We start from the raw sequence: 25936 nt of genomic DNA on the forward strand, positions 1-25936 counted from the left end.
TTTATATTAGAAAGGGGTAATTATTATGGGTAAACTACTGATTTCAAAAAAATTTATAAGAAAGAATAAACAATTAAAGAAAATTCAAAAAGATTATTTAAAAGCAAATAAAAAGATAAAATTAAAATATCCAAAAGCAAAGCTTGGTAAAGTTTTAGAAAATTATGATGAAAGGTTCATTGATTGTTCCACTAAAGATGATAAAGAAATTTCGTTTGATATAAATAAATATTCATCTGCACAAATATTAGATAAAATTTCATCAAAAGATATAAGAGGTCTTAGTGGTTCTGGATTCCCAGAAATTAATAAAATAAAAAGTGTATTAGAATCTAATGCAAATGAAAAATACCTAATTGTAAATGCAGTAGCTTGTGATCCAGGTTTATTGCATGATAGCTATATTTTAAAAAATCTTATTAAAGAAGTAAAAGAAGGAATTGAAGTTTTACAAAAGTGCATTAATTTTAATAATGTAATAATTGCATCAAAAGAAAATATACCTTCAAAATATCCTATGGGGGCAGAAAAAATATTAATAAAATATCTTTTAGGAATAGATATAGGTAAAGATGAAGTACCAGCAGATAAAGGCATACTTGTTATGAACATTCAAACAGTATATTCAATTTATGAAGCATTTTATAAGGAAAAAAGTAATAAAACTAGATATATAACTGTAGGTAATTTAAATAATGGAATGGGTGAAGTTGCTAAAGTAGAAATTGGACAAACTGTAGGTGAAATATTATCAAAAACTAATATTTCATATGAAAGCTCTGAAAAAATATATATAGGAATGGGTGCTATGGAATCGCATGATGCATCACTAAATACAAAAATATCATTAGAAGATAATTTTATTGCTTTTGGAGAGGCAGCTATATTTAATGATGATGAAAAATGCAAAGGATGTGGTGGATGCACTAGAAAATGCCCTATGGGTGTTGATGTACATGAAATAATAAAGGCTATTGATAGTGGAAATGCAGAAGATTTAAAAAGATATAGTATAGATAATTGTATTATGTGTGGTACATGTTCTTATTTTTGCAGAGCATCTAAAAACACAATGAGGATAATCCAAAGTGTAGGATAAATTTGTTGAATTTAGTTCATATAGTAGAAAGGGAATTAAAAAATATAATGACGGTTAAAACATTTCATATGAAAGATTAAGATGTATTGCTATTTGCATGTGTAAATAGCAATACATTTTGTTATATTGGCAATATTAAAGAATGTTAGCTATCATCATAGCACCAATTATATGATTTATTACAGAAATAATTAATGCAATAATAGAAAGAACTATTCCTGCAGTATTGTACTTATTATATGGATTTTTTTTACCTTTTATTGATATTACTAAGGCAGCTATTCCAAAGCCATAACCAGCTAGTGGTATAAGTATACCTAAAAATGCCAATATTCCAAAAATTAAAGGTTTTGGATCTGCTGATTGTGGAACATTATAATTATTATATCCATTATTTTGAGTGTTAAATTGATTATTTTGATAATTATTTGGGTTATTACCATATTGATTATTATTCATTATAGCATTTCCTCCTTTATACTTATTTAATAAAATTATACATTAAAATATAAAATAAAGAAATAATTAAGTATAAAATAATAATAAATAATGCATAATATTTATGACTAATTTTATGGATGTGGTATATGTGTTATTAAAAAATAAAAACAAAATTATTAGTTTTATTATGTTAGAAATATTATTATCTATGATTTTATTTATTGTATTAAATGCAAAATTGGCATTTGCAGAGGAAAATAGTGATTCGTATAAAAAAATAATTTTAATAGATCCAGGTCATGGTGGTTCAGATGGTGGTGCAAAATCTAAATCTGGCACAAATGAAAAAGAAATTAATTTAAGTATAAGTCTTAAACTCAAAAACAAGCTTCAAGATAAAGGATATAAGGTATATATGACTCGTGAAGATGACACTGAATTAAAACCTAATAAAAAAGCAGACTTAGAAGCACGATGCAATATGAAAAAGGAAACTAAATGTGATGCATTTATATCTATTCATCAAAATAAATTTCAAAATACTAAGTGTTTTGGTGCTCAAGCATGGTATTCAGATTATAAAGATAGTGAAAGATTTGCTTTGTGTATTCAAAATTCTTTAAAAGATGTTATTGATAATGGCAACAAAAGAGTGCCTAAAGCTGCTAAAAAGCAATATAAAATTTTAAGAGATGGTTATGAAGCACCTGCAATTATACTTGAATGTGGCTTTATATCTAATTATAATGAGGAACAAAAATTAAAAGATGATGACTATCAAGACAAAATTGTTCAAGGTATAGTTAATGGAATTAATGAATATTTTGGCTTTGAAATATAATTTTATTTTAAAAATGGGTTTAATTAGTATTTTACTAAAACAAAATTATAACTACAAAGGTGGGGCTTTTAGTACCCACCAATATGATAAGGCAATAGTGTATAAGATTACATTGAGTAATTAAGCCAAATATGAGAATAAATTACTTAACAAAAAAGTATGATAAAATTTACAATTTTACTTGTAAAAATTACTTAAAAATTTTAAACTATAAGTATAGCATAATTAAATATGCTTAACATAATACTTGGAGGTTTTTTAAGTGAGAGAAATACAAGTAAAAGAAATTGAAAATGCAGTTAGGGATTTATGCATTGAAGCTAATTATTACATTGGAAACGATATAAAAGAGGCTCTTAAAAAATCAAAGGAAGAAGAACCTTATAAAATAGCAGAAGATGTTTTAGATAAAATATTACTAAATGATGAAATTGCCGAGAAAGAGAAGATGCCAATGTGTCAAGACACAGGAATGGCTTGTGTATTTTTAGAAATAGGTCAAGATGTGCATATAACAGGTGGCCTTTTAGAAGATGCAATTAATGAAGGTGTTAGAAGGGGATATACAGAAGGTTATTTAAGAAAATCAGTTGTTAAGGATCCAATAGATAGAGTAAATACAAAAGATAATACACCAGCTATTATTTATTATGATATAGTTGCAGGAGATAGAGTAAAAATTACATTAGCACCTAAGGGATTTGGCTCAGAAAATATGAGTAGAATAGGAATGCTTAAACCAGCAGATGGACTTGAAGGAGTTAAAAAATTTATAATTGAAACAGTAAAGCTTGCAGGACCTAATCCATGTCCACCAATGGTAGTGGGAGTAGGAATAGGAGGTACTTTTGATAAAGCAGCATATTTAGCTAAGAAGGCGCTTCTTAGACCTATTAATACAAGCAACAAACAAGAATTTTATAAAAATCTTGAAGAAGAATTATTGCAAAAAATAAATGAACTTGGAATAGGACCACAAGGATTTGGTGGTAAAACTACTGCCCTTGGATTAAATATTGAAACTTATCCTACACACATTGCAGGATTGCCAGTTGCTGTTAATATTAATTGCCATGCAACTAGACATAAGGAAAGAATATTATAGGGGGTATACTTATGGAAATTAAACTTACAACACCTTTAACAGAAGATAAAGTTAAAAAATTAAAATCTGGTGATACTGTGTTATTATCAGGAGTTTTATATACAGGAAGAGATGCAGCCCATAAAAGATTAATAGAACTTTTAGATAAAAATGAAAAATTACCACTAGAAATAAAAGATCAAGTTATATATTATGTAGGCCCAAGTCCAGCAAAACCAGGACAAGTAATAGGTTCAGCAGGGCCAACTACTAGTTATAGAATGGATCCATATGCTCCTAGACTTTTAGATTTAGGCTTAAAGGGAATGATAGGAAAAGGTGCAAGAAATCAAGAAGTAATTGATGCAATTGTAAGAAATAAAGCAATATACTTTGGAGCAATTGGCGGTGCAGCAGCCCTAATAGGCAAAAGTATAGTGAAATCAGAAGTTATTGCATATGAAGATTTAGGAGCAGAAGCTATAAGAAGAATTGAAGTTTGTGATATGCCATTAGTTGTTATTATAGATTCTAATGGTAATAATTTATACGAAACAGGTAAAAAAGATTATTTAGAAAATTATAAATAGAGAGGTTTTTTAAGTTATGAGAATTAAACTTCCAGGGTCACCTAAGGTTAAAACTTTTATTTTAGCAATATTAGTGGTGATTGCAGTATTAGTAATAGGTAAAACTGCCATTGACAATAAAAAGGCAGCAGATTTAAAAGCACAAGAGGAGCAGCAGGAACAAGAAAGAATTGCAAAAGAAGAGGAAGAAGCAAGAATAGCTGAAGAAGAAAGACAAAAGAAACAAAGAGAAGAAGAACTTTATAATAATGCATATAATTTATTTCATAGTGGTCAGTATGATGAAGCCATTAAGGCCGCTGATGATTTAATAAATGAATTTAGTGATAGTTATAAGGGATATACATTAAAAGGAATATCAGAAGGTTATGCTGGTAATTTTGATGCTGGCATGGCAGATATTGACAAGGCGCTTGGAATAAAGGCTGATTATGGATATGGAAGATTCAATAAGGCACTATTATATGAATTAAATGAAAAATTTGATGAAGCTTTACAATGGTATGATAAGGCACTTGAAGTTGAAAAATATATGTGGAGTTATTATGGAAAAGCATCTATTTATGGTAGAAAAGGAGCTGTAGATGATGCTGTAAATAACTTAAATCTTGCCCTTTCAGCTGCACCAACTGATGCAGATAAAAATGCTTTAAAGGAAAATGCAAGAAATGAGCAGGATTTTGATCCTATAAGTGGAGATAAAAAATTTCAAGATGTTATAAAGTAATATATACATGAAAAATACATTTTATTGCACTAATATTCGTAGTAATAATTATGTCTATTAATGTAGCAAAAAATTATTTATAAGGCTATTTCAAAATTAGTAATTTATTTTGAAATAGCCTATTTTTATTATTAGCAAAAGAGAGGTAGATTTGTATGTATAATATTTTGATAGTTGATGATGAAAAGGAAATAAGAGATGCTATAGAGATCTACTTAAGGGGAGAAGGACTTAAAGTTATTCAAGCTTCTGATGGTATAGAGGCTTTAGAAATTTTAGAATCAAGGCAAATACATTTAATATTATTAGATATTATGATGCCAAGATTAGATGGAATAAGAACTTGTTTAAAAATAAGAGAAAGTAAAAATATACCTATAATAATGCTTTCTGCAAAAGGTGAAGATTCAGATAAAATATTAGGTCTTAATGTGGGGGCTGATGATTATGTTACTAAGCCTTTCAACCATTTAGAATTAGTAGCAAGAGTAAAATCACAACTTAGAAGATATGAAAAGCCATTAGAGGTAGAAAATAAGGAATGTATTAGAATAAGAGATCTTGTTATAGATACTTTTAATAAAAAAGTAACAGTAAGAGGCGAAAATGTTAAAGTTACAGCTACAGAATATAAAATATTACATCTTTTTGTAAGCAATCCAGGAAGAATTTTTTCAATTAAAGAAATTTATGAAAATGTATGGGAAGAACCTTTTTATAAAAGTGAAAATACAGTAACAGTACATATTAGAAGAATAAGAGAAAAAATAGAACTTAATACTAAGGAACCTGAGTATATTAAGGTGGTGTGGGGAATTGGCTACAAAATTGATGGATAAAATACACAAGTATTTTAATAATATATGGCTTATTGAAATAATTTACTTGGTTATTTTTATACTGTGCTTAATTTTTAATGTTACAGAAGATATGAAGTATTCTAATGAGTTTTTTGGTTATAAGGGTGAAGATTGGTATCGTACGTATGAAATTATATTTTCTTTGGTAGCAGCCGTAATTTTTGTAAAAATTATTGTAGTCCTTTTTAAATATAAAAAAAATATAGTGATAAGAGGAAATTTTCTTTTTAGTTTTATTTATGTTTGGAAAAATGGACTTAAATTTAAGCATACAAAGAAAATGCTCTTTAATGTTATACTTATAGACACAATTATTTTTATTATATATCTTTATGTAATTGCAATGAAAAGTTCTAGTAATAATATTTTATCAAGATTCTTTTATCTTTATCCAATTAAGGGAATACTAATTGTACTTATTGTTCCAACAATAGCTGTTATTTATGTTATAAAAAAGAATATTGAAATTAGTAAAGTTAATGAAAAAATTCCAAATATAGAAAGCTCCAGTTTGAAGGAAGATATTAATTCTCAAACAAGTGATGAAGTTGTACAATTAATAGAAAATATTTCTGCCATTAAAATTGGTTATGAAAATGCAGTAGATGAAACATTAAAAAATGAGAGATTAAAAACAGAACTTATATCAAATGTGTCACATGATCTTAGAACTCCACTTACATCAATAATTAATTATGTAAATATATTAAGTGATAAAGCTATAACTGAAGAAGAGAGAGAGGAATATTTAAAAATATTAGATTCAAAATCTAAAAAACTTAAGGTTTTAATTGATGATTTATTTGAAATGTCTAAAATAAATAGTGGAAAAATTGAATTGCATAAAGAAAGAATTGATATTATGTCTTTAATTCACCAGGCTATAGGTGAATATTCTTGTTTATATGAAGAAAAAAATATTAATTTTAATGTAGAAAGTTTTAAAGAAGAAATATACATGATGCTAGATGGAAAGATGATATCTAGAGCAATTGAAAATGTAGTTATTAATGCTTTAAAGTATTCTTTAAAAAATACGCGCATATATATTGAAGTAAATTGTAAAAATAAAATGATAGAAATATCATTTAAAAATATAGCTAATTATTATATGGATTTTGATAATGATGAAATCTTTGAAAGATTTGCAAGAGGTGATAAATCTAGAAATTCAAAAGTAGAGGGATCAGGATTAGGCCTTGCAATTACAAAGAGCATAGTAGAATTACACCAGGGTGATATAAGAATAAAAAGGGAAGGAGATATGTTTAAAATATATATTTATTTACCATTAGAAGAAAACTAATGGATAATAATAATTAATTAACTGATATTGTTCCTTAAAATATATTGTTTTATAATAAAAAATATAATATACTTATTAGTACAAAACTAAATGTTGTATTTATATGCATTTTAAAGCTTAGAATATACTATATGTTGTGGAGGATATTTATGAATGCTTTAGATAAAATATGTAATATTGGAATAGAAGCTATTAAGGATAATGAAGGAATTTATATTAAGGAAAAATTAATAAAAGAAGCAGACCATATTGTACGAAATAATATGACTGAAGCAGAACTTATTAATGCAGTTATACAAGTTGCATTAGAATTAACAACTGCTGAAGAACCAAAATGGCAATATGTTTCATCAAAATTATTTGTGCATAATTTATATAGTGATGTTAGAAAAAATAGAAACTTGCCAAAAGATCAAAATTTATATGAAAATTTTTATGGTTTTATACAAGATTTAACAAGTCAGGGGTTGTATGGTGAATACATATTAAAAAACTATACAAAAGAAGATATATTAGAGCTTGAAAAAGAGTTAAAACCAGAAAGAGACTTTATTTTTACATATAGTGGTATAAAACTTCTAAAGGATAGATACCTAGTTCAAAATTACAATAGAGAGATTTTAGAACTTCCTCAGCAAATGTTCATGGGAATAGCAATGCATCTTGCAATTCCAGAAAAGAAGCACAAAAGGGTAATGTGGGCTAAAAGGTTTTATGATGTATTAAGCTCTCTTAAGGCTACTATGGCTACACCTACAATTTCAAATGCAAGAAAGCCATTTTATCAATTAAGTTCTTGTTTTATAGATACTGTTTCAGATAGTTTAAATGGTATATATAAGTCATTAGATAATTTTGCGAAGGTGTCTAAATTTGGTGGAGGCATGGGAATATATATAGGAAAGGTAAGAGCTTTAGGTTCTCCAATAAGAGGATTTAAGGGAGCATCTGGAGGTATAATTCCATGGGTAAAATTATTTAATGATACTGCAATTGCTGTAGATCAACTTGGAGTAAGAAGCGGATCTGTTGCTATATGGCTTGATGCATGGCATAAAGATGTTCCTGAATTTCTTCAAATAAGAACTAATAATGGTGATGATAGAAAGAAGGCCCATGATGTATTTCCTGGAATATGTTATCCGGATTTATTTTGGAAGCTTGCAGAAGAAAATTTAGATGCTATATGGTATATGATGTGTCCCCATGAAATAAAGCTTATAAAGGGATATTCTTTAGAAGATTATTATGGCTCAGAATGGGAAAAGAGATATTACGATTGTGTTAATGATGAAAGAATAGAAAAAAGGACTATAACAATACGAGATATAGTAAGATTAATAATAAAAAGTGCAGCAGAAACAGGAACTCCATTTGCTTTTTATAGAGATGTAGCAAATAAAATGAATCCTAATAAACATAAAGGTATGATTTATTCATCTAATTTATGTACTGAAATAATGCAAAATATGAGCTCAATTGAAATAATGCAAAATGAAGTTTTAGATGAAAACGGAGATAAAATAATAATAGAAAAAACAAAAGCGGGAGATTTTGTTGTGTGTAATTTATCATCTATAGTTTTGGGAAATATAAATGTATTAGATGATGAAGAATTAGACTATATTATTGAAACACAAATTAGAGCTATGGATAATGTTATTGATTTAAATTACTATTCTGTTCCTTATGCAGAGGTGACTAATAAAAGATATAGAGGTATTGGACTTGGAACAAGTGGCTATCATCATATGCTTGCAAATAATAAAATACATTGGAATGCAGAATCACATAAAAATTTTGCAGATAAAGTATATGAAAAAATAAATTATTATGCTATTAAAGCAAGTATGAATATAGCAAAAGAAAAAGGAAAGTATAACGAATTTGAAGGATCAGATTGGGAAAATGGTGATTATTTTAAGTTTAGAAACTATAATTCTAAAAAGTGGCAAAAGCTTAGTGAAGATGTAAAAAAATATGGTATGAGAAATGGCTATTTAATGGCGGTAGCACCAAATGGATCTACAGCTACTATTGCTGGAACAAGTGAAGGTATTGATCCAATTATGTCAAGATTTTATCTTGAAGAGAAGAAAGGAAGTATAATTCCTAAAACAGCACCTAATCTTTCTTTTGAAAATTTTTGGTATTACAATTCAGCATATAATATTGATCAGTCACTATGTGTTGAAATAAATGGTATAAGACAAAGGCATATAGATCAAGGACAATCTTTTAATCTTTATATAACTACTGAGTATACCATGAGGCAAATAATGAATCTTTATATAAAAGCATGTAAAAGCAATGTTAAATCAATATATTATGTTAGAAGCAAATCACTTACAGTAAATGAATGTGATAGTTGTTCGTCATAGGAGGTATTATATGGACATAAAAAGAAAACCACTCTTTAATGAAAATGGTGATGTTGAAGTAAATAAAAGAAGAATGATTAATGGAAATACAACAAATCTTAATGATTTTAACAATATGAAATATTCATGGGTAAGTGATTGGTATAGGCAGGGAATGAATAATTTCTGGATTCCTGAAGAAATTAATTTGTCACAGGATTTAAAAGATTATAATAAATTATCAAAAGAAGAAAAAACAGCTTATGATAAAATATTATCATTTCTTATATTTCTAGATTCGGTTCAAACTGCTAATATTGGAAATATTTCTAACTATATAACAGCAAGTGAAGTTAATTTATGTCTTACTATTCAAGCATTTCAGGAAGCAGTACACTCTCAAAGTTACAGTTATATGCTTGACAGTATATGTTCACCTGAAGAAAGAAATAATATTTTATATCAGTGGCGTGATGATAAAATTTTGCTTCAAAGAAATAAATTTATAGGCGATTTATATAATAATTTCATTAATAATCCAACTAAAAAGAATTTATTAAAAACTATAATGGCAAATTACATTTTAGAAGGTATATATTTTTATTCTGGATTTATGTTTTTCTATAATTTAGAGCGTAATGGTAAAATGCCAGGTTCTGCACAGGAGATTAGATATATAAATAGAGATGAAAATACTCATCTTTGGCTTTTTAGAAATATTATTAAAGAATTACAAAATGAAGAGCCAGAGCTTTTTACAGATAATATGAAAAATGAACTTATATCTATGATGAAACAGGGAGTTGAAAATGAAATAGAATGGGGACACTATGTTATAGGCGATAACATTCAAGGAATAAACAAAAAGCTTATAGAAGATTATATAAAGTATTTAGGAAATTTAAGACTAAGTGCTATAGGTTTGCCAAAACTTTATGATATTTCAGATGAAAATCCTGCAAAATGGGTAGATATATTTGGTGATGCTAATCTTGTAAAAACTGATTTTTTTGAAGCAAAATCAACTGCTTATGCAAAAGCATCAACTTTAATTGATGATTTATAAAAAAGGTTGCAAATTAATGCAACCTTTTACTATCTTCCGTTACCCACAAAAAATAATGCCATAGTAGAAGCACCTGTATGACTTCCAATTACGCAACCTATAGATCCTATTATTACCTTTAAATTGTATTTGTCTGTAATCATTTTTGCAAGTTTTTGAGCATCATCTAAACAATCAGAGTGACATATTGCAACAACCTTTTGATTATTTATGTCAACTGCTTTATTTTCAAATTCTTCAAAAAGTGTGTTAATACCTTTTTTTCTTCCTTTAACTTTTGAGTAATTTATAAGCTCACCATTTTCATTCATTTTGACAAGGGGTTTTATCATAAGAAGGCTTCCAAGTACAGCAGCAGTTCCTGATAATCTTCCACCTCTTTTTAAGTATGATAAATCATCAAGTAAAACAATATGATTTATATTAGGTGCAGTTTCTGTTAAAAAGTTATAAACTTCATCACAGGAAGCTCCTTTTTTGGCATATTCCATAGCCTTTATAATTAAAAGGCCATATCCAAGGGATGCACATTTTGTGTCAAAAATTCTTATATCAGCTTCTGGATATTTTTCTAAGACATCTTCTCTTGCTAAAAGAGATGCATTATAGCAACCGCTTAAGGCTGAAGAAAAAGCAGGATATATTACTGTTTTGCCTTCCTTTGCATGTTTTTCAAAAACTTCGTAATAAGTATTTAAATTAACTTGAGATGTAGTAGGCATGGCACCTTCACGTATAGCTTTATAAAATTCATCATAAGAAAGTTCCATATTATCATCTTCTATATATTCCTTGTTATTTAAAATACATTTTAAACCTAAAACTTCAATATTATATTCATGGCGCAAATTTTTTGGTATATCTGAAGCAGAATCAACTATTATTATATAATCTTTCATAAATAAACCTCTCTTTTTTAAGTTACTATATAATTATATCATAGAAGTTGCAATTATAAAAAGTATATGGTAAAAAAAGTAAAGAAATTATTGATAAAATATTAATATTATTGCATAATAAATATAAATGTATCAAAGATAATAATTATAGGACAAGGGTGAATATGAGTAAAAAGAGAAATAAGAATAAAAAATATATTATGGCAACAAAATTTTATCAGAATGGCGAAATAGATAAAGCTTTAAAGAAATGTGAAGAAAGCATTGCAGAGGATTTGAAAAATTCAGCAGCATTGAACCTTAAAGGTCTTTTATTGTATTTAAAAGGAGATCTTAAAGGAGCAGTAGCAACATGGAAAATTAATGCTGATTTTAATGATGATGACATTGCAAAAAACTATATTGAAGATAGCAAAAGAGATAAAGATAAAATTAAATTATATAAAGAAGCAGAAGTACTTTTAACTAGACTTTCAATTAATGAGGCTGAAAAGAAACTTAATATGTGTAAGGAAAGTGACTTTAATGCAATAAAAGTAAATTTAGCGCTTTCAGTATGCTATTTAAGAAAAGGTGATTATGAAAATGCTGGAGTTTCTTTAACAAAGGCATTATCAATAGATAAGAATAATCCTCAAGGGAAGAAAATTGCAAAGGAATTTGAAAAATATTCTGATTCTAAACTAGAAATTTTAAAGAGTACATCAGAAAATACCATGAAAGTTTTGATGGGTTTAGTATGTGCTGTGGCAATTTTTGTAGTATTATTTGGTGGATATAAAATAATCAATAAATTTATTAATTCAAATGATACAGATGTTTTGTCTACTAACAATAATGAAAATGAGAATTTAATTAGTAATGAAGAAAATATTGAAAGTGAACAGGAAGAGGTAACAAATTCTAAGAATAATGAGGATGAAAATGGGGATAATAATATTAAGGTAGACGTAGAGAAAATTCAAAGTTGCATTGATTCTAAAAATTATGATGAACTTTATAATTTAGTTAATAAGCTTAATATTAATGAACTATCAGGTAAGGAGCAAGCTGTTACTAAAATAGCACAAGAACTTTTAATTAAGGAAGGCTGTGAATATTTTTATAATAGTGCTATGAAATATTATAATACAAAGGATTATGATAATGCCCTTATACAAATAGAAAAGGCGTATAAATATTCACAAACAACTTATCTTGCATCAGAGGTTTTATTCTTTGATGGTGCTATAAATGATAAAAAAGGAAATAATAATCAAGCTATTAAGCTTTATGAAGAATATTATAATAAATATAAAAATGGTGATTATATTGGTGAAGTCTTATATGGTTTAGCTATGTTATACAAAAGTGAAGATTTATCTAAGGCTAAAATGTATGCAAATGAGCTTAATAATAACCATTCAGAATCTATGTATAATAATGAAAATATCAAAAGTCTACTTAATTAATATTAGGGTGTGATATTTTGTTAAACATTATAAGAAATATAGAAATATACAATCCAGAATATTTAGGAAAAAAAGACCTTTTATTTGCCTTTGGTAAAATAGAAGGTCTTTATAATAATCTTGATTTAAATTCTAAAGATATTAATATTAATGAAATAGATGGAACTGGGAAAATTCTTTTGCCAGGATTTATTGACTCACATGTTCATATATTAGGTGGTGGTGGTGAAGGAGGATTTGCTACAAGAACACCAGAAATAACTTTTAAGGAATTATCAGAAGCTGGTATAACAACTGTTGTAGGGTGCCTTGGAACAGATGGCATAGGAAGATCTATGAAAGGGCTTGTAGCAAAATCAAAAGCTTTAAGGGAAGAAGGGCTAAATTGTTATGTTTATACAGGATCATATCATATACCTGTTTCAACATTAACTTCAGATATTCAAAGTGATTTAATGATGATTGATAATATTATTGGAACTGGAGAAATTGCAATTTCTGACAATAGAAGTTCTAATCCTTCATTTAATGAATTTGTTAGATGTATTTCAGATACAAGAGTTGCAGGGTTATTATCTAAAAAGGCTGGAATATGTAATGTACATGTTGGCGATGGCAAAGGTAAATTAGATTTACTTTTTAAAACTATTGATGAAACAGATATCCCCTTTGAAAATATTCTACCAACCCATATAAACAGAAATAGAACATTGTTTTATGAAGGACTAAAATATGTAAAGGCTGGAGGATATATTGATCTTACTACAAGTGCTGATATAAATAACCTTACAGATGAAGAAATTTTTGCAAGTGATGCCCTTGAAATATATCTGAAAAAAGGCATGCCTATAGAAAATATTACTTTTTCATCAGACGGTAATGGAAGTATACCATCATTTAATGAAGATGGTACACTACTTGAAGTTGGAAGGTGTAGTGTGTTTTCTTTATATGAAGAGGTGATTAAGTGTGTTAAAAATAAAAAATTTAAACTTCAAGATGTTATAAAAGTCATAACTTCTAATGTTGCAGATAGATTAAAATTAGAATTTAAGGGCTATATAAAACAGGGATATGATGCGGATTTTGTTATTGTAAATAAAGAAACCTTAGAAATAGATAATGTTTTTTGTAAAGGAGAAAAAATAAGGTAAAATATTAATAAATTGTTAATCTTCTGCTAAAGAACTTAAAAACAATTGACAAAAAATGCTATTTGGAATATTATGTATTCGTACTTAAGAAAATAACTTTTAATAATGCTAAATGTTACTTGTGTATTGAGAATAATATGAGGACTATTTTTAGTTTAATTTTAAAAGATATGTTTATTGAGTATATGAGGTATTATGATTTATGGGTTTTATACTATGGTGTAAAATTTAAATGGGTAGAAAAAGGTAGTAAAAAAGGCAAAAATAAAAATTTGCCTTTTTTACTTTTATATATTATTTGCTGAAAAATACATGATTACCAATAGAAATTTTATTATGCTTTTCTGTATTTATCATCCATGATGATGTTGCTAAATTAGGATTATAGAAAAATAAAGCCTTATTAGTAGGGTCGTTGCCTTTTATTGCAGAATAAACAGCGTTGTAGCAACTTTCATCAGGATATGCATTTATATTTTTGTTTTTAACACATGAAAAAGCATTAGGTTCAAAAATAACGTCCTTTATGCTATTGGGAAAACTATCATCTAACACTCTGTTAAGAACTACAGAAACAACACCTACCTTACCATCAAAGGGTTCACCCCTACTTTCTGCATATACTAATTTTGCCATTAAGTCTATATCTGACTGGGTTATTAACAATTTTTTTTCATTATAATTAAATACTTCTATATATTCACCTTCATTGTTTAATTCATTTGTACTTTTAGAAAAAGAAAATTTAGTAAAGGAAGGATAATCCTTATTAAATATATCTATTTCTTTACAATTGGCTGTATAAGGAACAGAAAAAATCATTGAAAGGGTTAAGAAAAATAAAAAAACTTTTTTCATAAAAAACCTCCTTTTATAACCCAGTCAAAGAATAGTGTGCCACCAATTAATTATTTTATACATAAAATTTTATTAAGTTATACTATTTATATCTTCTTTAAATTCTGCAAAAACATTTTTATAGTCGTTATATTTGGATAGAGCATCCTTATAATTTGAATTTATGTCACTCATGTCAAATTTATTAACGGAGGCCTTATGAATAAGAAACGCACTGCTAAGAGAAGATATATAACTGTCATAAGAATTTATAGTTTCTTGGAGTTTTTCATAATATTTAGTGCAATCTTCTGGAATAGATAGTTTAAAACTTTCATTTTTTATTGTATTTAATGTGCTTTTTTTATTTTGAATGTCACTTGCTAATGAATCTAAAGATCTATTATTTGCATATATATCAGTAATGACTGGTTCTAAATTATCTGATATACAATCTAAGGAATCAATTGTTTTTTTTAAAGTAAGGCAAAATAATCTTTTTTGTTCAAAAGATATATCAGTATCTCTGGAAATTTTTATTAGTGTATTAGCATAATTAGTTACACAATCAAAAAAATCAGTTGCTTTTGTTGGAAAAGTAATTTTTAGTTTGGAATTTTTTAAAGACTCATATTTTTCTTTTAAAGCATCTAATTCTAATTTATATTCATTAAAGATTTTTCTGATGTCTTTAGAAGAATCATTTGATAGTATTTCTTTTGCTAGTTCAAATAGTTTTATATTTGATTTTAATGTATCTGTTAATTGATTTTTTAAATCATCGTTAGTTGAAGATTCTAAGGATAATCTATTTAAATCATCTAAAGAGCTATTTAAAATTACAAGATTATCACATAAAATATTGTTTGCACATGAAATATCAATAGTATTGTCTTTAATGGCATCTTTTAAATTATAGTTACTTTTTTCTATGACTTTACATATATCATTTAAGTTTTTCAAATCTTTATTATCAGGTGACAATTTATAAATAATCAAATAGGATAAAAAAATAATAAAGGATAATAAGAAGATGAAAAATGAAGTTTTATTTATTTTAATTTTTTCAAAATTCATAAAGTATGCTCCTTAAATATAAAAATTATTTATTAGAGTATATTATTAAAAGTTTTTTATTATAATATCTTTTATTAAAGTATATTAACTTTATTGAAAATTAATAAAAAGTTAAGAGTTGTAATTAAAACTTTCAAGTGTTTGGGGTATAATATAATTATTAATAATTATTGTTAGTAAAATTAGATGAGAAGGAGGTTCAAGATGGAAAATTTTTATAAATTAACAGTTAATATATTAAAGAATATGTCTATAAATTCTATTCTTGATATTTTAGTTGTTTCATTTATTTTTTATAAAGCATATGTTCTTATAGAAGAAACAAGAGCTGAACAATTATTAAAAGGTCTTGTTTTAATAGTTATATTAATTCCTATTAGTGATATATTAAAGTTAAATATGCTTAATTTTATACTAAATAAGACTCTTACAATAGGAGTACTTTCTGTGGTTATTATCTTTCAGCCAGAAATAAGAAGGGCATTAGAACACTTAGGAAGAAGTGCCTTTGAGGATATTCATTCTTCTCGTCCAATAGAAAACAGAAATGAAGTTATAGAGGAAATTACTACAGCAGTTGATAATTTAGCAGCAACTAAGACAGGAGCCTTGATTGTAATGGAACAGGGAACTGGACTTTCAGATATTCTTAGTACAGGTACAATTATTGATGCAAAGGTATCTGCTAGTTTATTAGAAAATATTTTTGTTGTAAATACTCCCCTTCATGATGGTGCAACTATAATAAGAAAAGGAAGAATACATGCATCGGGGTGTGTGTTGCCTTTAACAAATAACACAAAAATAAACAAAAAACTTGGAACAAGACATAGAGCAGGTCTTGGAATCTCAGAAAATTCAGATGCACTTGTTATAATTGTATCAGAGGAAACAGGAGTCATATCACTTGCTGTTAATGGAAAACTTACAAGAAATTACGATAAGCAAAAATTGAAAAATATACTAACAAGAATAATGGATAATAGAGATTCGAAAAAAGTTAAGTCATTAGAGGAAAAGGTGAAACTATGGATAAAAAATCAAATAAAAAAATCATAGTACAATTAGTGTGTGTTATTTTATCCTTTGCTTTATGGTTATACATAAATAATGTGGAAAATCCAGTAAAGGAATCTACAATAAAAAATGTTCCAGTTGAATTTGTTAATGTTGAATCATTAACAAATTCTAATTTATCTTTAGTAGATGATGAAGAATACACTGTCGATGTTAATATATCAGGACCTTCAAATCAGATATATACAATTACAAAAGATGATTTTAAGTTAAAGGTAGATTTATCACAATATGCACTAAAGCAAGGAGAAAATACAATACCAGTAGAAGTTGTTGATTATCCTGAAGGAATAAATATTAAAAATACAAAATCCCTTGCAGTAAAAGTAAAAATAGAAGCATGTGTTGAAAAAGAAATTAATCTTGAATCAATGGTGGACGTAAATTATCAAAGTGGTTTTTCTGAAAAATCATTAAGTATAGAACCTTTATCTATTAATATATCAGGACCAAAATCATTAGTAGAAAAGGCTAGTAAGGCTGTAATAAAGGGAAAAATAGATAATGTATCTCAAAATATAAAGCAGGATTATGATATAGTAATTTTAGATGATAAGGGCAATGAGATTAATGATTTAGAATTAAGTGAGTCTTCTGCAACCCTTGAAATAGAAGTAGTTAAAGGCAAAGAAGTACCAATTAAGGCAGCTTTTGTTGGAAATTTAAAAGAAGGATTAACCCTTCAAAGTAGTGAACTTTCTTTAAGTAAAATTACCATAAGTGGTAATACTGATAAAATAGACAAAGTTAACTTTATAAATACTTCTGAAATAAATTTAGACAATATAAATGCAAGCCAAAAGATTGAAGCGCAATTAGAAATACCAGAAGGCATAACTATACAAAATGGCAGCAATAAAGTAACAGTAACACTTAACATAAAAGATTCTAAAATAGTAAATAAGACTATTTATGGAGTAAAGATAAACTTTGTAGGAATGGATACATCAAAATTTAAATATGAAATGCAAAATACATGTGATATAGTAATTTCAGGAACTGAGGATGAAATTCAAAATATAACTAGTAGCAATATTTCAGTTACAGCATCATTAGAAGAAATATCTGCAGAAGGTGATTATGATATTACTTGGACAGCTAAGTTAAATACATCAAATAATGCATCTATTGTTTCTAATTCTGGAAAAATTTCTGTGAAAGTTAAAGCAATAAGTTAACGTGATATTTTTACAAAGGAGGCCCTTATGACATTAAAAATTAACAATATTAATTTAGAGTTAGATGAACCTTTAAGTGATATAAAAACAAAGATTTGCAAAAAACTTAGAATTTCTAAGGATTCTATAAATAGTTTTAAAATATTAAGAGAAAGTATTGATGCAAGAAAAAAGGATAATATAAAGTTTAATTATTCTGTAGAAGTTAATTTATGTGATGAAAAGAAAGTATTATCAAAGATAAAGGATAAAGATGTATTTTTAGAAAAAGACAATAATAAAGAAGAATTTGTTTTTGGAAAGGAAAAGATTAATGTTAGGCCTATAGTTATTGGACTTGGGCCTGCAGGTCTTTTTGCTGCGTTGTCTCTTGCACAAAATGGTTATAGGCCAATTGTTTTTGAAAGAGGTCAAGATGTAGATTCAAGGACAAAAACAGTACAGGATTTTTGGAATGGTATATCAGATTTAAATCCAGAATCTAATGTTCAATTTGGAGAAGGTGGAGCTGGAGCTTTTTCTGATGGAAAACTTACAACAAGAATAAAAGATAAAAGATGTTCTTATGTATTGAAGGAATTAGTAAAAGAAGGTGCACCTAAAGAAATAATATATGAGGGAAAGCCTCATGTGGGAACAGATATATTAAAAGATGTGGTGAAAAATATAAGAGAAAAAATAAAAGCTTTAGGTGGTGAAGTTTATTTTAATTCAAAGCTTGATAATATTTATATAAAGGATGGAAAAATAAAAGAAATAAGTATAAATAATAACAAGATACCTTGCGAAACACTAATACTTGCTATAGGACATAGTTCAAGAGATACATATGAAATGCTTCTTTCAAATAGTATATTTATGGAACCAAAAGATTTTGCAATTGGTGTACGAATAGAACATTTACGTGGATTTATAAATGAAAGCCAATATGGCAAATTTGCAGATCATCCTAGGCTTAAGGCAGCTAGCTATAATCTTGCATATCAGTCTCAAGAACTAAAAAGAGGTATATATTCATTTTGTATGTGCCCTGGTGGAGTTGTAGTGGGTGCAGCATCTGAAAAAAATAGACTTGTAACTAATGGAATGAGTTATCATTCAAGAAATGATGAAAATTCAAATTCAGCTTTAGTTGTTACAGTATCAGAAAAGGATTTTGATGGTAGTACACCTATTAAGGGAATGGAATTTCAAAGAAAGTATGAAGAACTTGCATATAATCTAGGTGGTGGTAATTATGTAGCACCTGTTCAGCTTTTAGGAGATTTCATGCACGATAGAAAGTCAAATAAGCTTGGATGTGTTAAACCATCCTATAAACCTGGATATGAATTTAAAGAATTAAAAGAATGTTTACCACAGTCTGTATGTTTTGCGTTAAAAGAAGGAATACAAAAGTTTGATCAAAAAATTAAAGGCTATGGAATGGATGATGCAGTACTTACAGGTGTTGAAACAAGAACATCTGCACCAGTAAAAATAACTAGAACTAGAGAACTAGAAAGTATAAGTGCATCTGGTCTTTATCCAACAGGAGAAGGAGCTGGTTTTGCTGGAGGTATAATATCAGCTGCTGTAGATGGAATAAAGGTTGCAGAAAGTATTATGAAAAAATATGCAAGACCTTAAAATTATATTTTAATATATTTAAATTTTATGTATAATTAAATTGTATAGAATATTCTGAAAAATACTTTTATTAGTGATAATTCTGTTACAATAATAAGGAAGTAATGCGATAAATATAATTATATTTGTTATAAATTTAACAACTATTAAATAAAATAAATTTTTAAGAGGTGCTTAAAGGATGAGTAAGAGTTTTGATGACTTATTATCAAAAGTAAAGGAATGTAGAAGAAAGAAAGTTGCAGTTGCAGTTGCACAGGATGAACCAGTTTTAGAAGCTATTAGAGAAGCTAAGGAAAGAGGAATAGCTGATGCTATACTTGTTGGTGATGAAGCTAAAATAGCTGAAGTTGCAAAAGGAATTGGAATGAACTTATCTGATTATGAAATAGTTCATGAACCAGATACTAAGAAAGCTGCATTAAAAGCTGTTGAATTAGTACATGACAGAAAAGCTGATATGTTAATGAAAGGATTAGTTGACACAGCTACATTTTTAAGAAGTGTATTAAACAAGGAAGTAGGTTTAAGAACAGGAAAGGTTATGTCTCACGTTGCTGTATTTGACATAGAAAAGATTGACAGATTAATATTCTTAACAGATGTTGCTTTTAATACTTATCCTGAATTAAAAGAAAAAGTTCAAATAATAAACAATGCAGTAACTGTTGCTAAAGCATGTGGTATTGAATGCCCTAAAGTTGCACCAGTATGTGCTGTTGAAGTTGTAAACCCTAATATGCCTGCAACATTAGATGCTGCACTTTTATCTAAAATGAGTGATAGAGGTCAAATAAAAGGTTGCGTAGTTGATGGACCATTCTCTCTTGATATTGCATTATCAGAAGAAGCTGCTAAGCATAAGGGAATCAAGAATAATGAAGTTGCAGGAAAAGCAGATATAATAATGCTTCCAAATATTGATGCAGGTAATATTATGTACAAGTGCTTAACTAAGACTACAGATTCTAGAAATGGTGGTATATTAGTTGGAACATCTGCACCAGTTATTTTAACATCAAGAGCAGATAGCTTTGAAACAAAGGTTAACTCATTAGCATTAGCTGCAGTGGTTGCTGAAGCAAGAAAATAATAAGTATTTAATTTTGGAGGATTTATATTATGGCTTATAAAATATTAATAATAAACCCAGGTTCTACTTCTACAAAAATAGGAGTATATGAAGACGAAAAAGAAATTTTAGAAGAAACTTTAAGACATTCAACTGAAGAAATTGCTAAATATGCAACAATATATGATCAAAGACAATTTAGAAAAGAAGTTATCTTAAATGTATTAAAGGAAAAGAATTTTGATATAAATACATTAGATGTTGTAGTAGGTAGAGGTGGAATGCTTAAACCAATTCCTGGTGGAACATATGCTGTATCAGATAAATTAGTAGAAGATTTAAAAGTTGGAGTACAAGGACAACATGCTTCAAACTTAGGTGGAATACTTGCAAAGGAAATTGGAGATGAATTAAATGTACCATCATTTATAGTAGATCCAGTTGTTGTTGATGAATTAACTAATATTGCAAGATATTCAGGAATGCCAGAAATTCCAAGAAAGAGTAAATTCCATGCATTAAATCAAAAAGCTGTTGCTAAGAGATATGGAAAAGAATCTGGAAAGGGATATGAAAATTTAAACCTTATTGTAGTACACATGGGTGGAGGAGTTTCTGTTGGTGCTCATGATCATGGTAAGGTTGTTGATGTTAATAATGCATTAGATGGTGATGGAGCATTTTCACCAGAAAGAGCTGGAGGAGTTCCAGCAGGTGATTTAGTTAAAATGTGTTTTAGTGGCAAATACACAGAAAAAGAAGTTTTCAGCAAATTAGTTGGTAATGGTGGATTAAATGCTTATGCACATACTAATGATATGAGAGATGTATTAAAGCTTATGGCTGATGGAGATAAAAAAGCTAAAGAAATTTTTGATGCATTTATATATCAAGTAGCTAAGGATATTGGAGCTATGGCAACTGTTCTTAAAGGAAAGGTTGATAAAATTATCTTAACAGGTGGAATTGCTTATTCTGATGTTGTTGATAATGCATTAAAAGAAAGAACTGGATGGATTGCAGACTTTAAGGTTTATGGTGGAGAAGATGAGCTTCTTGCTTTAGCTCAAGGTGCAATAAGAGTTCTTAATGGAGAAGAAAAGGCTAAAGAATATTAATATTGTTTTTTGTAAGTCTGGTGCTAAACTAAATGTTTTTGCACCAGGCTTTTTTGTTAAATTCTTAATTAATTAGATTATATAATAATTAATTAAATTTAGAAATTTTTAAGAAATACATAAATTAATTCTTAATATGCTTAATTTATAATTTATTTAAAAGAAAGAATATATGATATTATAGTAATTATAAAATTTATATTAAGGAGACAGAAAAGTGAATGTGTATAATGTTCTAATAGTAGAGGATGAAAAAGAGATAGCTGATGCTTTAGAGATATATTTGAAAAATCAAGGATATAGAGTATTAAAGGCTTCAAACGGAATAGAAGGTTTAGAAATTATAGAAAAAGAAGAGATACATCTAGCATTAGTTGACATTATGATGCCTTTAATGAGTGGCGACAAAATGGTTATGGAACTTAGAAAAAAATATGAATTTCCAGTTATAATGCTTACTGCTAAGTCAGAAGAAATTGACAAGATTACTGGGCTTAATATTGGAGCAGACGATTATGTTACAAAACCATTTAATCCAATGGAATTAATCGCAAGAGTTAATTCTCATATAAGAAGATATGCTAAATTTCTAAATTTGAAAAATGGCATTAGAGAGGACAATAATAGTGAATTAATATCTGTTGGAGGTTTAGAACTTAATCTTGTAACAAAAGAAGTTATAGTAGATGGAAATCCAATAAAAATAACACCAATCGAATTTAAAATATTGAAACTTCTTATGGAGAACCCTGGAAGAGTTTTTTCAGCTGATGAAATATATGAAAAGGTATGGAATGAAGAAGCTATAAATACAGATACTGTAATGGTGCATGTGCGCCATATAAGAGAAAAAATAGAGGTTGATGCTAAGAAACCAAAGTATTTAAAGGTGGTGTGGGGCATTGGATATAAAATCGAAAGAATTTAAAAATGATTTAGAACCTGAAAATGATTATAGTTATTTAAGAAATTTACTAGCAGGAATAATAGTAATTGTATTAGCTATTGTTACATTCTCAGGTTATGGTAGTATAAAGCAGATTTTAAAGAAGGATAATACAGAAATATATTCATATAACATATCAAATATTGGAATATTAAATGAATATTCTAATGTTTTATATAAAAAATGTGTTATGGAGCAAAATCCTGAAATAAACAATTACTCAGATATTTTTATAGAATCATATTCATCTAATTCTGAATATAACAAACAGGCTGAAGAAGAATTAAAAAGTAGTATAGATTCATGGGAAAAGAATATAACTAAAAACTACAAAAATATAGATTATACTGTTTTAGACGAAAATTACAATAAGATACTAAGTAACTGTCAAGATGATATGTATAATTATTATAAAGAAAATAATATCCAAGAATTAAGTAAAGATTATGATTGGTATGAAATAGTGGAGTATGGTAATGATGGTAATATTATAAGTGATAATTATATTGGAAATTGGGGATGTTTTTTTAATAATAGGTACAATTTGTATAATGTAGTAAATGAAAAATATTATAATTATTTTCCACAGGACGTTTCAGAAAATGATAAAATTAAAATAAAACCTATTAAAAATATGGTGTTTATTTATGGAGTAAAAAAAGAACTTAAGTACAATGACAATATAAGTAAGTTTATTACAAATGAAGAATATTCAATGAGTGGCAATGATGAAAATCTTATTGTTATAATGGGTGCAATAATTATAGCAGTTATGATTATATCAATATTAGTACCTTACAAATATTCTAAAAAAGTTACTCAGGGAAGAATGCTTTTTAATGTTCCATTAGAAATTAATTGTATTATTGCTATTCTTGGTACTCTTATAGTATGTATGCTTTTTTATACAACAATGACTGTTTCTATTAATGGTGATGCCTATAGATACTTACTAAACAGCTATAATATTAACCAAAAGTCAGCAACAGTGGTAATTGGAATATGTGATGTTGTATTTTTATTCTTTGCATATAATTTTATTTTTACAGGAATAACATACATAAAACATATATTTAAGGTTGGATTCATAAAATATTTTAAAGAAAACTCCATAATTTTTATTTTAGGAAGAAGTATAAAAAATGGCTTTAAAAAATTGTTTAATAATATTTCAAGTTTAGATTTTAATGATAAATTAGATAAAGGTGTTTTTAAACTTGTATTTATAAACTTTATTGTATTGTCAGCAATATCTATGATATGGTATTTTGGAATTGGAGCTGCTTTTTTATATAGTATAGTAGTATTTATACTTCTTAGAAATTACATTTTAGATTTAAAAAATAAATATAAAGTTTTGTTACAGGCAACAAATCATATAGCACAGGGCAATTTAAATGTTAACATAAATGAAGATTTAGGAATATTTAATCCCCTAAAAGAAGAATTAAAAAGAATACAGATAGGGCTTAAAAAAGCAGTTTCTAAAGAAGTTCATAGTGAAAGAATGAAAACTGAACTTATTTCAAATGTATCTCATGACTTAAAAACTCCACTTACATCAATAATTACTTATACAGATCTTTTAAAGTATGGAAACCCTACATTAGAAGAGCAAGAAAAATATATTGATACTATAGAAAAAAAATCAAGAAGATTAAAAGAACTTATAGAAGATTTATTTGATGTAAGTAAAGCCACAAGTGGAGATATAAAGCTTAATAAAATGAATATTGATATAATAGGATTAATAAAGCAAACAGAAATAGAATACGAAGATAGCTTAAAAAAAGCAAATCTTACAATAAAAAATAATTTTCCCAAAGGAAGAATAATGATAAATATAGATGGAGAAAAAACATACAGAATATTTGCAAATTTAATAGGAAATGCAGTCAAATATTCTATGCCAAATTCCAGGGTTTATGTTGATATAAACAATTATTTTGATAGAGTAGAAATAATCATGAAAAATACATCTATATCAGAAATGAATTTTTCCGAAAGCGAAATTACAGAAAGGTTTGTAAGAGGCGATGAATCAAGAAATACAGAAGGATCAGGACTAGGGCTTGCTATAGTCAAAAGTTTTACAGAAATACAAAATGGCAAGTTTTATATTAAGATTGATGGAGATCTTTTTAAGGCTATTGTTGTATTTAGAAAATAGTGGGGGGATATGGTGAAAAGTAATATAGAAACAACTAATAAGCTTACTATGATAGCTCAAATGACTAATGATGCAAAATTTCAAATATTAGAATTCGAAAAACTAGATGGTGGTATAAATACTGCTTCATTAATAAAGGCTCAAGAAATAAATGAAAAAAACATAAGGCTTAGGCAAGTTAGAATAATTTTAGAAGACAGTATAGTGGCTATAGAAAATAATAAAATAAGTTACTTTTTTGGGGATATTTCAGTTATTAACAAAAAAGCTAAGCCTATGACTTTTAGTAAAAAATTTTTTACAGGAAAGCTTTTAGAAGAGGATGAAGATATAATAAAACCCTTATATGAAGGTACTGGAGAAATATTTTTGAAACCTGATTTTAAGAATTATGCACTAATAGAATTAGAAGAAGAAGAAATAGTGGTAGCTAGTGATAATTTTGTATGTTCAGAGGGAAGTATAGAAATTCAAGAAAGTATAGAAAATTCAATGAAAGTATATAAACTATTAGGATCAGGCATAGTAATTTTAGAATTGCCAGTTCCTGAACATGAAATTTTCAAGTGTAATCTTTCAAATAATACCTTAAAAACAGATGGAAGTTTAGTTGTTCTAAGAAATAGCTCCATTGAATATTCTACAGAAATTTCAAAGAATAGCCTAGATGAAGAAAATCCTAAAATGCTTAATGTATTTTCAGGAAGTGGTGAAATATGGGTGCTCCCTACAAAAGAAGTTTATAAATCAATTTAGCACTTTATCATTATAAAGTTGTAAACTAATAAAGTTTTGGGTTATAATGAACTTAATGTAATTTAAGGAGATTATTAATAGTTATTGAAAATATATTCAAATATAATCAAATGTAATATAATATATTTAGGGGTGATTATATTTGAGTAAAAATTATAAACCAAAAGAATTTGCAGAACTTTTAAATGTATCAGTATT

Annotated in this window: 23 protein-coding genes; 19 read left to right on the plus strand and 4 right to left on the minus strand. The window is 27.2% G+C overall.

The window, feature by feature from the left end; all coding sequences use genetic code 11:
- Positions 1–25: 25 nt before the first annotated feature.
- Complete coding sequence (locus tag ACTNAO_RS05040; RefSeq protein ID WP_441026899.1) at positions 26–1099, plus strand: 4Fe-4S dicluster domain-containing protein; 1074 nt, start codon at positions 26–28, stop codon at positions 1097–1099.
- Positions 1100–1234: 135 nt separating this feature from the next.
- Here the strand turns inward: ACTNAO_RS05040 and ACTNAO_RS05045 are convergent, their stop codons facing one another.
- Entirely contained in the window at positions 1235–1558 is a 324-nt protein-coding gene (locus ACTNAO_RS05045) for a hypothetical protein (protein ID WP_441026901.1), read from the minus strand.
- Positions 1559–1727: 169 nt separating this feature from the next.
- Here ACTNAO_RS05045 and cwlD point away from each other — a divergent pair, with 169 nt between their 5' ends.
- From cwlD to ACTNAO_RS05085, 8 genes are all read left to right on the plus strand, one after another.
- A complete protein-coding gene (gene cwlD / locus ACTNAO_RS05050; RefSeq protein WP_441026946.1) occupies positions 1728–2381 on the plus strand; it encodes an N-acetylmuramoyl-L-alanine amidase CwlD in 654 nt (217 codons plus the stop codon).
- A gap of 262 nt (positions 2382–2643) precedes the next feature.
- Positions 2644–3486 (plus strand): fumarate hydratase, encoded by an 843-nt coding sequence (locus ACTNAO_RS05055; protein WP_441026903.1) that lies wholly within the window; start codon positions 2644–2646, stop codon positions 3484–3486.
- A gap of 11 nt (positions 3487–3497) precedes the next feature.
- Positions 3498–4055, plus strand: coding sequence for a Fe-S-containing hydro-lyase (locus ACTNAO_RS05060; RefSeq protein ID WP_441026905.1), 558 nt, complete (start codon positions 3498–3500; stop codon positions 4053–4055).
- A 16-nt stretch (positions 4056–4071) separates the two neighbouring features.
- Positions 4072–4782: a tetratricopeptide repeat protein gene (locus tag ACTNAO_RS05065; protein WP_441026907.1), complete on the plus strand. Its 711-nt coding sequence runs from the start codon at positions 4072–4074 to the stop codon at positions 4780–4782.
- Positions 4783–4937: 155 nt separating this feature from the next.
- Complete coding sequence (locus ACTNAO_RS05070; RefSeq protein WP_441026909.1) at positions 4938–5621, plus strand: response regulator transcription factor; 684 nt, start codon at positions 4938–4940, stop codon at positions 5619–5621.
- Positions 5599–6948 (plus strand): sensor histidine kinase, encoded by a 1350-nt coding sequence (locus ACTNAO_RS05075; RefSeq protein ID WP_441026911.1) that lies wholly within the window; start codon positions 5599–5601, stop codon positions 6946–6948. The genes ACTNAO_RS05070 and ACTNAO_RS05075 overlap by 23 nt, the downstream gene beginning before the upstream one ends.
- Before the next feature lie 149 nt (positions 6949–7097).
- A complete protein-coding gene (locus ACTNAO_RS05080) occupies positions 7098–9329 on the plus strand; it encodes a ribonucleoside-diphosphate reductase subunit alpha (protein ID WP_441026913.1) in 2232 nt (743 codons plus the stop codon).
- Positions 9330–9339: 10 nt separating this feature from the next.
- A complete protein-coding gene (locus tag ACTNAO_RS05085; protein ID WP_441026915.1) occupies positions 9340–10374 on the plus strand; it encodes a ribonucleotide-diphosphate reductase subunit beta in 1035 nt (344 codons plus the stop codon).
- A 29-nt stretch (positions 10375–10403) separates the two neighbouring features.
- Here the strand turns inward: ACTNAO_RS05085 and ACTNAO_RS05090 are convergent, their stop codons facing one another.
- On the minus strand, positions 10404–11273 hold the full coding sequence (locus tag ACTNAO_RS05090) for a DegV family protein (RefSeq protein ID WP_441026917.1): 870 nt from the start codon (positions 11271–11273) through the stop codon (positions 10404–10406).
- 164 nt (positions 11274–11437) lie between these two features.
- On the opposite strand from ACTNAO_RS05090, the gene ACTNAO_RS05095 reads away from it, so the two are divergent.
- Together ACTNAO_RS05095 and iadA are read left to right on the plus strand one after the other, a co-directional pair.
- Complete coding sequence (locus ACTNAO_RS05095; RefSeq protein ID WP_441026919.1) at positions 11438–12724, plus strand: tetratricopeptide repeat protein; 1287 nt, start codon at positions 11438–11440, stop codon at positions 12722–12724.
- Between the two features lie 17 nt (positions 12725–12741).
- Positions 12742–13878: a beta-aspartyl-peptidase gene (gene iadA / locus ACTNAO_RS05100; protein WP_441026921.1), complete on the plus strand. Its 1137-nt coding sequence runs from the start codon at positions 12742–12744 to the stop codon at positions 13876–13878.
- Between the two features lie 294 nt (positions 13879–14172).
- Here the strand turns inward: iadA and ACTNAO_RS05105 are convergent, their stop codons facing one another.
- Together ACTNAO_RS05105 and ACTNAO_RS05110 are read right to left on the minus strand one after the other, a co-directional pair.
- Positions 14173–14736 (minus strand): cell wall hydrolase, encoded by a 564-nt coding sequence (locus ACTNAO_RS05105; protein WP_441026923.1) that lies wholly within the window; start codon positions 14734–14736, stop codon positions 14173–14175.
- Between the two features lie 72 nt (positions 14737–14808).
- Entirely contained in the window at positions 14809–15792 is a 984-nt protein-coding gene (locus tag ACTNAO_RS05110) for a hypothetical protein (RefSeq protein WP_441026925.1), read from the minus strand.
- Positions 15793–15996: 204 nt separating this feature from the next.
- Here ACTNAO_RS05110 and cdaA point away from each other — a divergent pair, with 204 nt between their 5' ends.
- The 8 genes from cdaA (at position 15997) to ACTNAO_RS05150 (ending at position 25738) form a co-directional block, all read left to right on the plus strand.
- Complete coding sequence (cdaA, locus tag ACTNAO_RS05115) at positions 15997–16851, plus strand: diadenylate cyclase CdaA (RefSeq protein WP_441026926.1); 855 nt, start codon at positions 15997–15999, stop codon at positions 16849–16851.
- On the plus strand, positions 16821–18047 hold the full coding sequence (locus ACTNAO_RS05120; protein WP_441026928.1) for a CdaR family protein: 1227 nt from the start codon (positions 16821–16823) through the stop codon (positions 18045–18047). The genes cdaA and ACTNAO_RS05120 overlap by 31 nt, the downstream gene beginning before the upstream one ends.
- A gap of 27 nt (positions 18048–18074) precedes the next feature.
- Positions 18075–19676, plus strand: coding sequence for an NAD(P)/FAD-dependent oxidoreductase (locus tag ACTNAO_RS05125; RefSeq protein ID WP_441026930.1), 1602 nt, complete (start codon positions 18075–18077; stop codon positions 19674–19676).
- A gap of 181 nt (positions 19677–19857) precedes the next feature.
- Entirely contained in the window at positions 19858–20769 is a 912-nt protein-coding gene (gene ptb / locus ACTNAO_RS05130; RefSeq protein WP_441026932.1) for a phosphate butyryltransferase, read from the plus strand.
- A gap of 29 nt (positions 20770–20798) precedes the next feature.
- Positions 20799–21866 (plus strand): butyrate kinase, encoded by a 1068-nt coding sequence (buk, locus tag ACTNAO_RS05135; protein WP_441026934.1) that lies wholly within the window; start codon positions 20799–20801, stop codon positions 21864–21866.
- A gap of 217 nt (positions 21867–22083) precedes the next feature.
- Positions 22084–22794: a response regulator transcription factor gene (locus ACTNAO_RS05140; RefSeq protein ID WP_441026936.1), complete on the plus strand. Its 711-nt coding sequence runs from the start codon at positions 22084–22086 to the stop codon at positions 22792–22794.
- On the plus strand, positions 22769–24982 hold the full coding sequence (locus tag ACTNAO_RS05145) for a sensor histidine kinase (RefSeq protein WP_441026938.1): 2214 nt from the start codon (positions 22769–22771) through the stop codon (positions 24980–24982). The genes ACTNAO_RS05140 and ACTNAO_RS05145 overlap by 26 nt, the downstream gene beginning before the upstream one ends.
- Before the next feature lie 12 nt (positions 24983–24994).
- On the plus strand, positions 24995–25738 hold the full coding sequence (locus tag ACTNAO_RS05150; RefSeq protein WP_441026940.1) for an AIM24 family protein: 744 nt from the start codon (positions 24995–24997) through the stop codon (positions 25736–25738).
- Positions 25739–25936: the final 198 nt, after the last annotated feature.

Origin of the sequence: Clostridium sp. HCP1S3_C6 (genome assembly GCF_052066735.1) — a bacterium.
GTDB lineage: Bacteria > Bacillota > Clostridia > Clostridiales > Clostridiaceae > Clostridium.

What these genes read in the sequence shown, in the direction of transcription:
- ACTNAO_RS05040 (WP_441026899.1), top strand. Translation starts at nt 26, where the DNA reads ATGGGTAAACTACTGATTTCAAAAAAATTTATAAGAAAGAATAAACAA.
- ACTNAO_RS05045 (WP_441026901.1), bottom strand. Translation starts at nt 1,558, where the DNA reads ATGAATAATAATCAATATGGTAATAACCCAAATAATTATCAAAATAAT.
- cwlD (WP_441026946.1), top strand. Translation starts at nt 1,728, where the DNA reads ATGTTAGAAATATTATTATCTATGATTTTATTTATTGTATTAAATGCA.
- ACTNAO_RS05060 (WP_441026905.1), top strand. Translation starts at nt 3,498, where the DNA reads ATGGAAATTAAACTTACAACACCTTTAACAGAAGATAAAGTTAAAAAA.
- ACTNAO_RS05065 (WP_441026907.1), top strand. Translation starts at nt 4,072, where the DNA reads ATGAGAATTAAACTTCCAGGGTCACCTAAGGTTAAAACTTTTATTTTA.
- ACTNAO_RS05070 (WP_441026909.1), top strand. Translation starts at nt 4,938, where the DNA reads ATGTATAATATTTTGATAGTTGATGATGAAAAGGAAATAAGAGATGCT.
- ACTNAO_RS05080 (WP_441026913.1), top strand. Translation starts at nt 7,098, where the DNA reads ATGAATGCTTTAGATAAAATATGTAATATTGGAATAGAAGCTATTAAG.
- ACTNAO_RS05085 (WP_441026915.1), top strand. Translation starts at nt 9,340, where the DNA reads ATGGACATAAAAAGAAAACCACTCTTTAATGAAAATGGTGATGTTGAA.
- ACTNAO_RS05090 (WP_441026917.1), bottom strand. Translation starts at nt 11,273, where the DNA reads ATGAAAGATTATATAATAATAGTTGATTCTGCTTCAGATATACCAAAA.
- ACTNAO_RS05095 (WP_441026919.1), top strand. Translation starts at nt 11,438, where the DNA reads ATGAGTAAAAAGAGAAATAAGAATAAAAAATATATTATGGCAACAAAA.
- ACTNAO_RS05105 (WP_441026923.1), bottom strand. Translation starts at nt 14,736, where the DNA reads ATGAAAAAAGTTTTTTTATTTTTCTTAACCCTTTCAATGATTTTTTCT.
- ACTNAO_RS05110 (WP_441026925.1), bottom strand. Translation starts at nt 15,792, where the DNA reads ATGAATTTTGAAAAAATTAAAATAAATAAAACTTCATTTTTCATCTTC.
- cdaA (WP_441026926.1), top strand. Translation starts at nt 15,997, where the DNA reads ATGGAAAATTTTTATAAATTAACAGTTAATATATTAAAGAATATGTCT.
- ACTNAO_RS05120 (WP_441026928.1), top strand. Translation starts at nt 16,821, where the DNA reads ATGGATAAAAAATCAAATAAAAAAATCATAGTACAATTAGTGTGTGTT.
- ACTNAO_RS05125 (WP_441026930.1), top strand. Translation starts at nt 18,075, where the DNA reads ATGACATTAAAAATTAACAATATTAATTTAGAGTTAGATGAACCTTTA.
- ptb (WP_441026932.1), top strand. Translation starts at nt 19,858, where the DNA reads ATGAGTAAGAGTTTTGATGACTTATTATCAAAAGTAAAGGAATGTAGA.
- buk (WP_441026934.1), top strand. Translation starts at nt 20,799, where the DNA reads ATGGCTTATAAAATATTAATAATAAACCCAGGTTCTACTTCTACAAAA.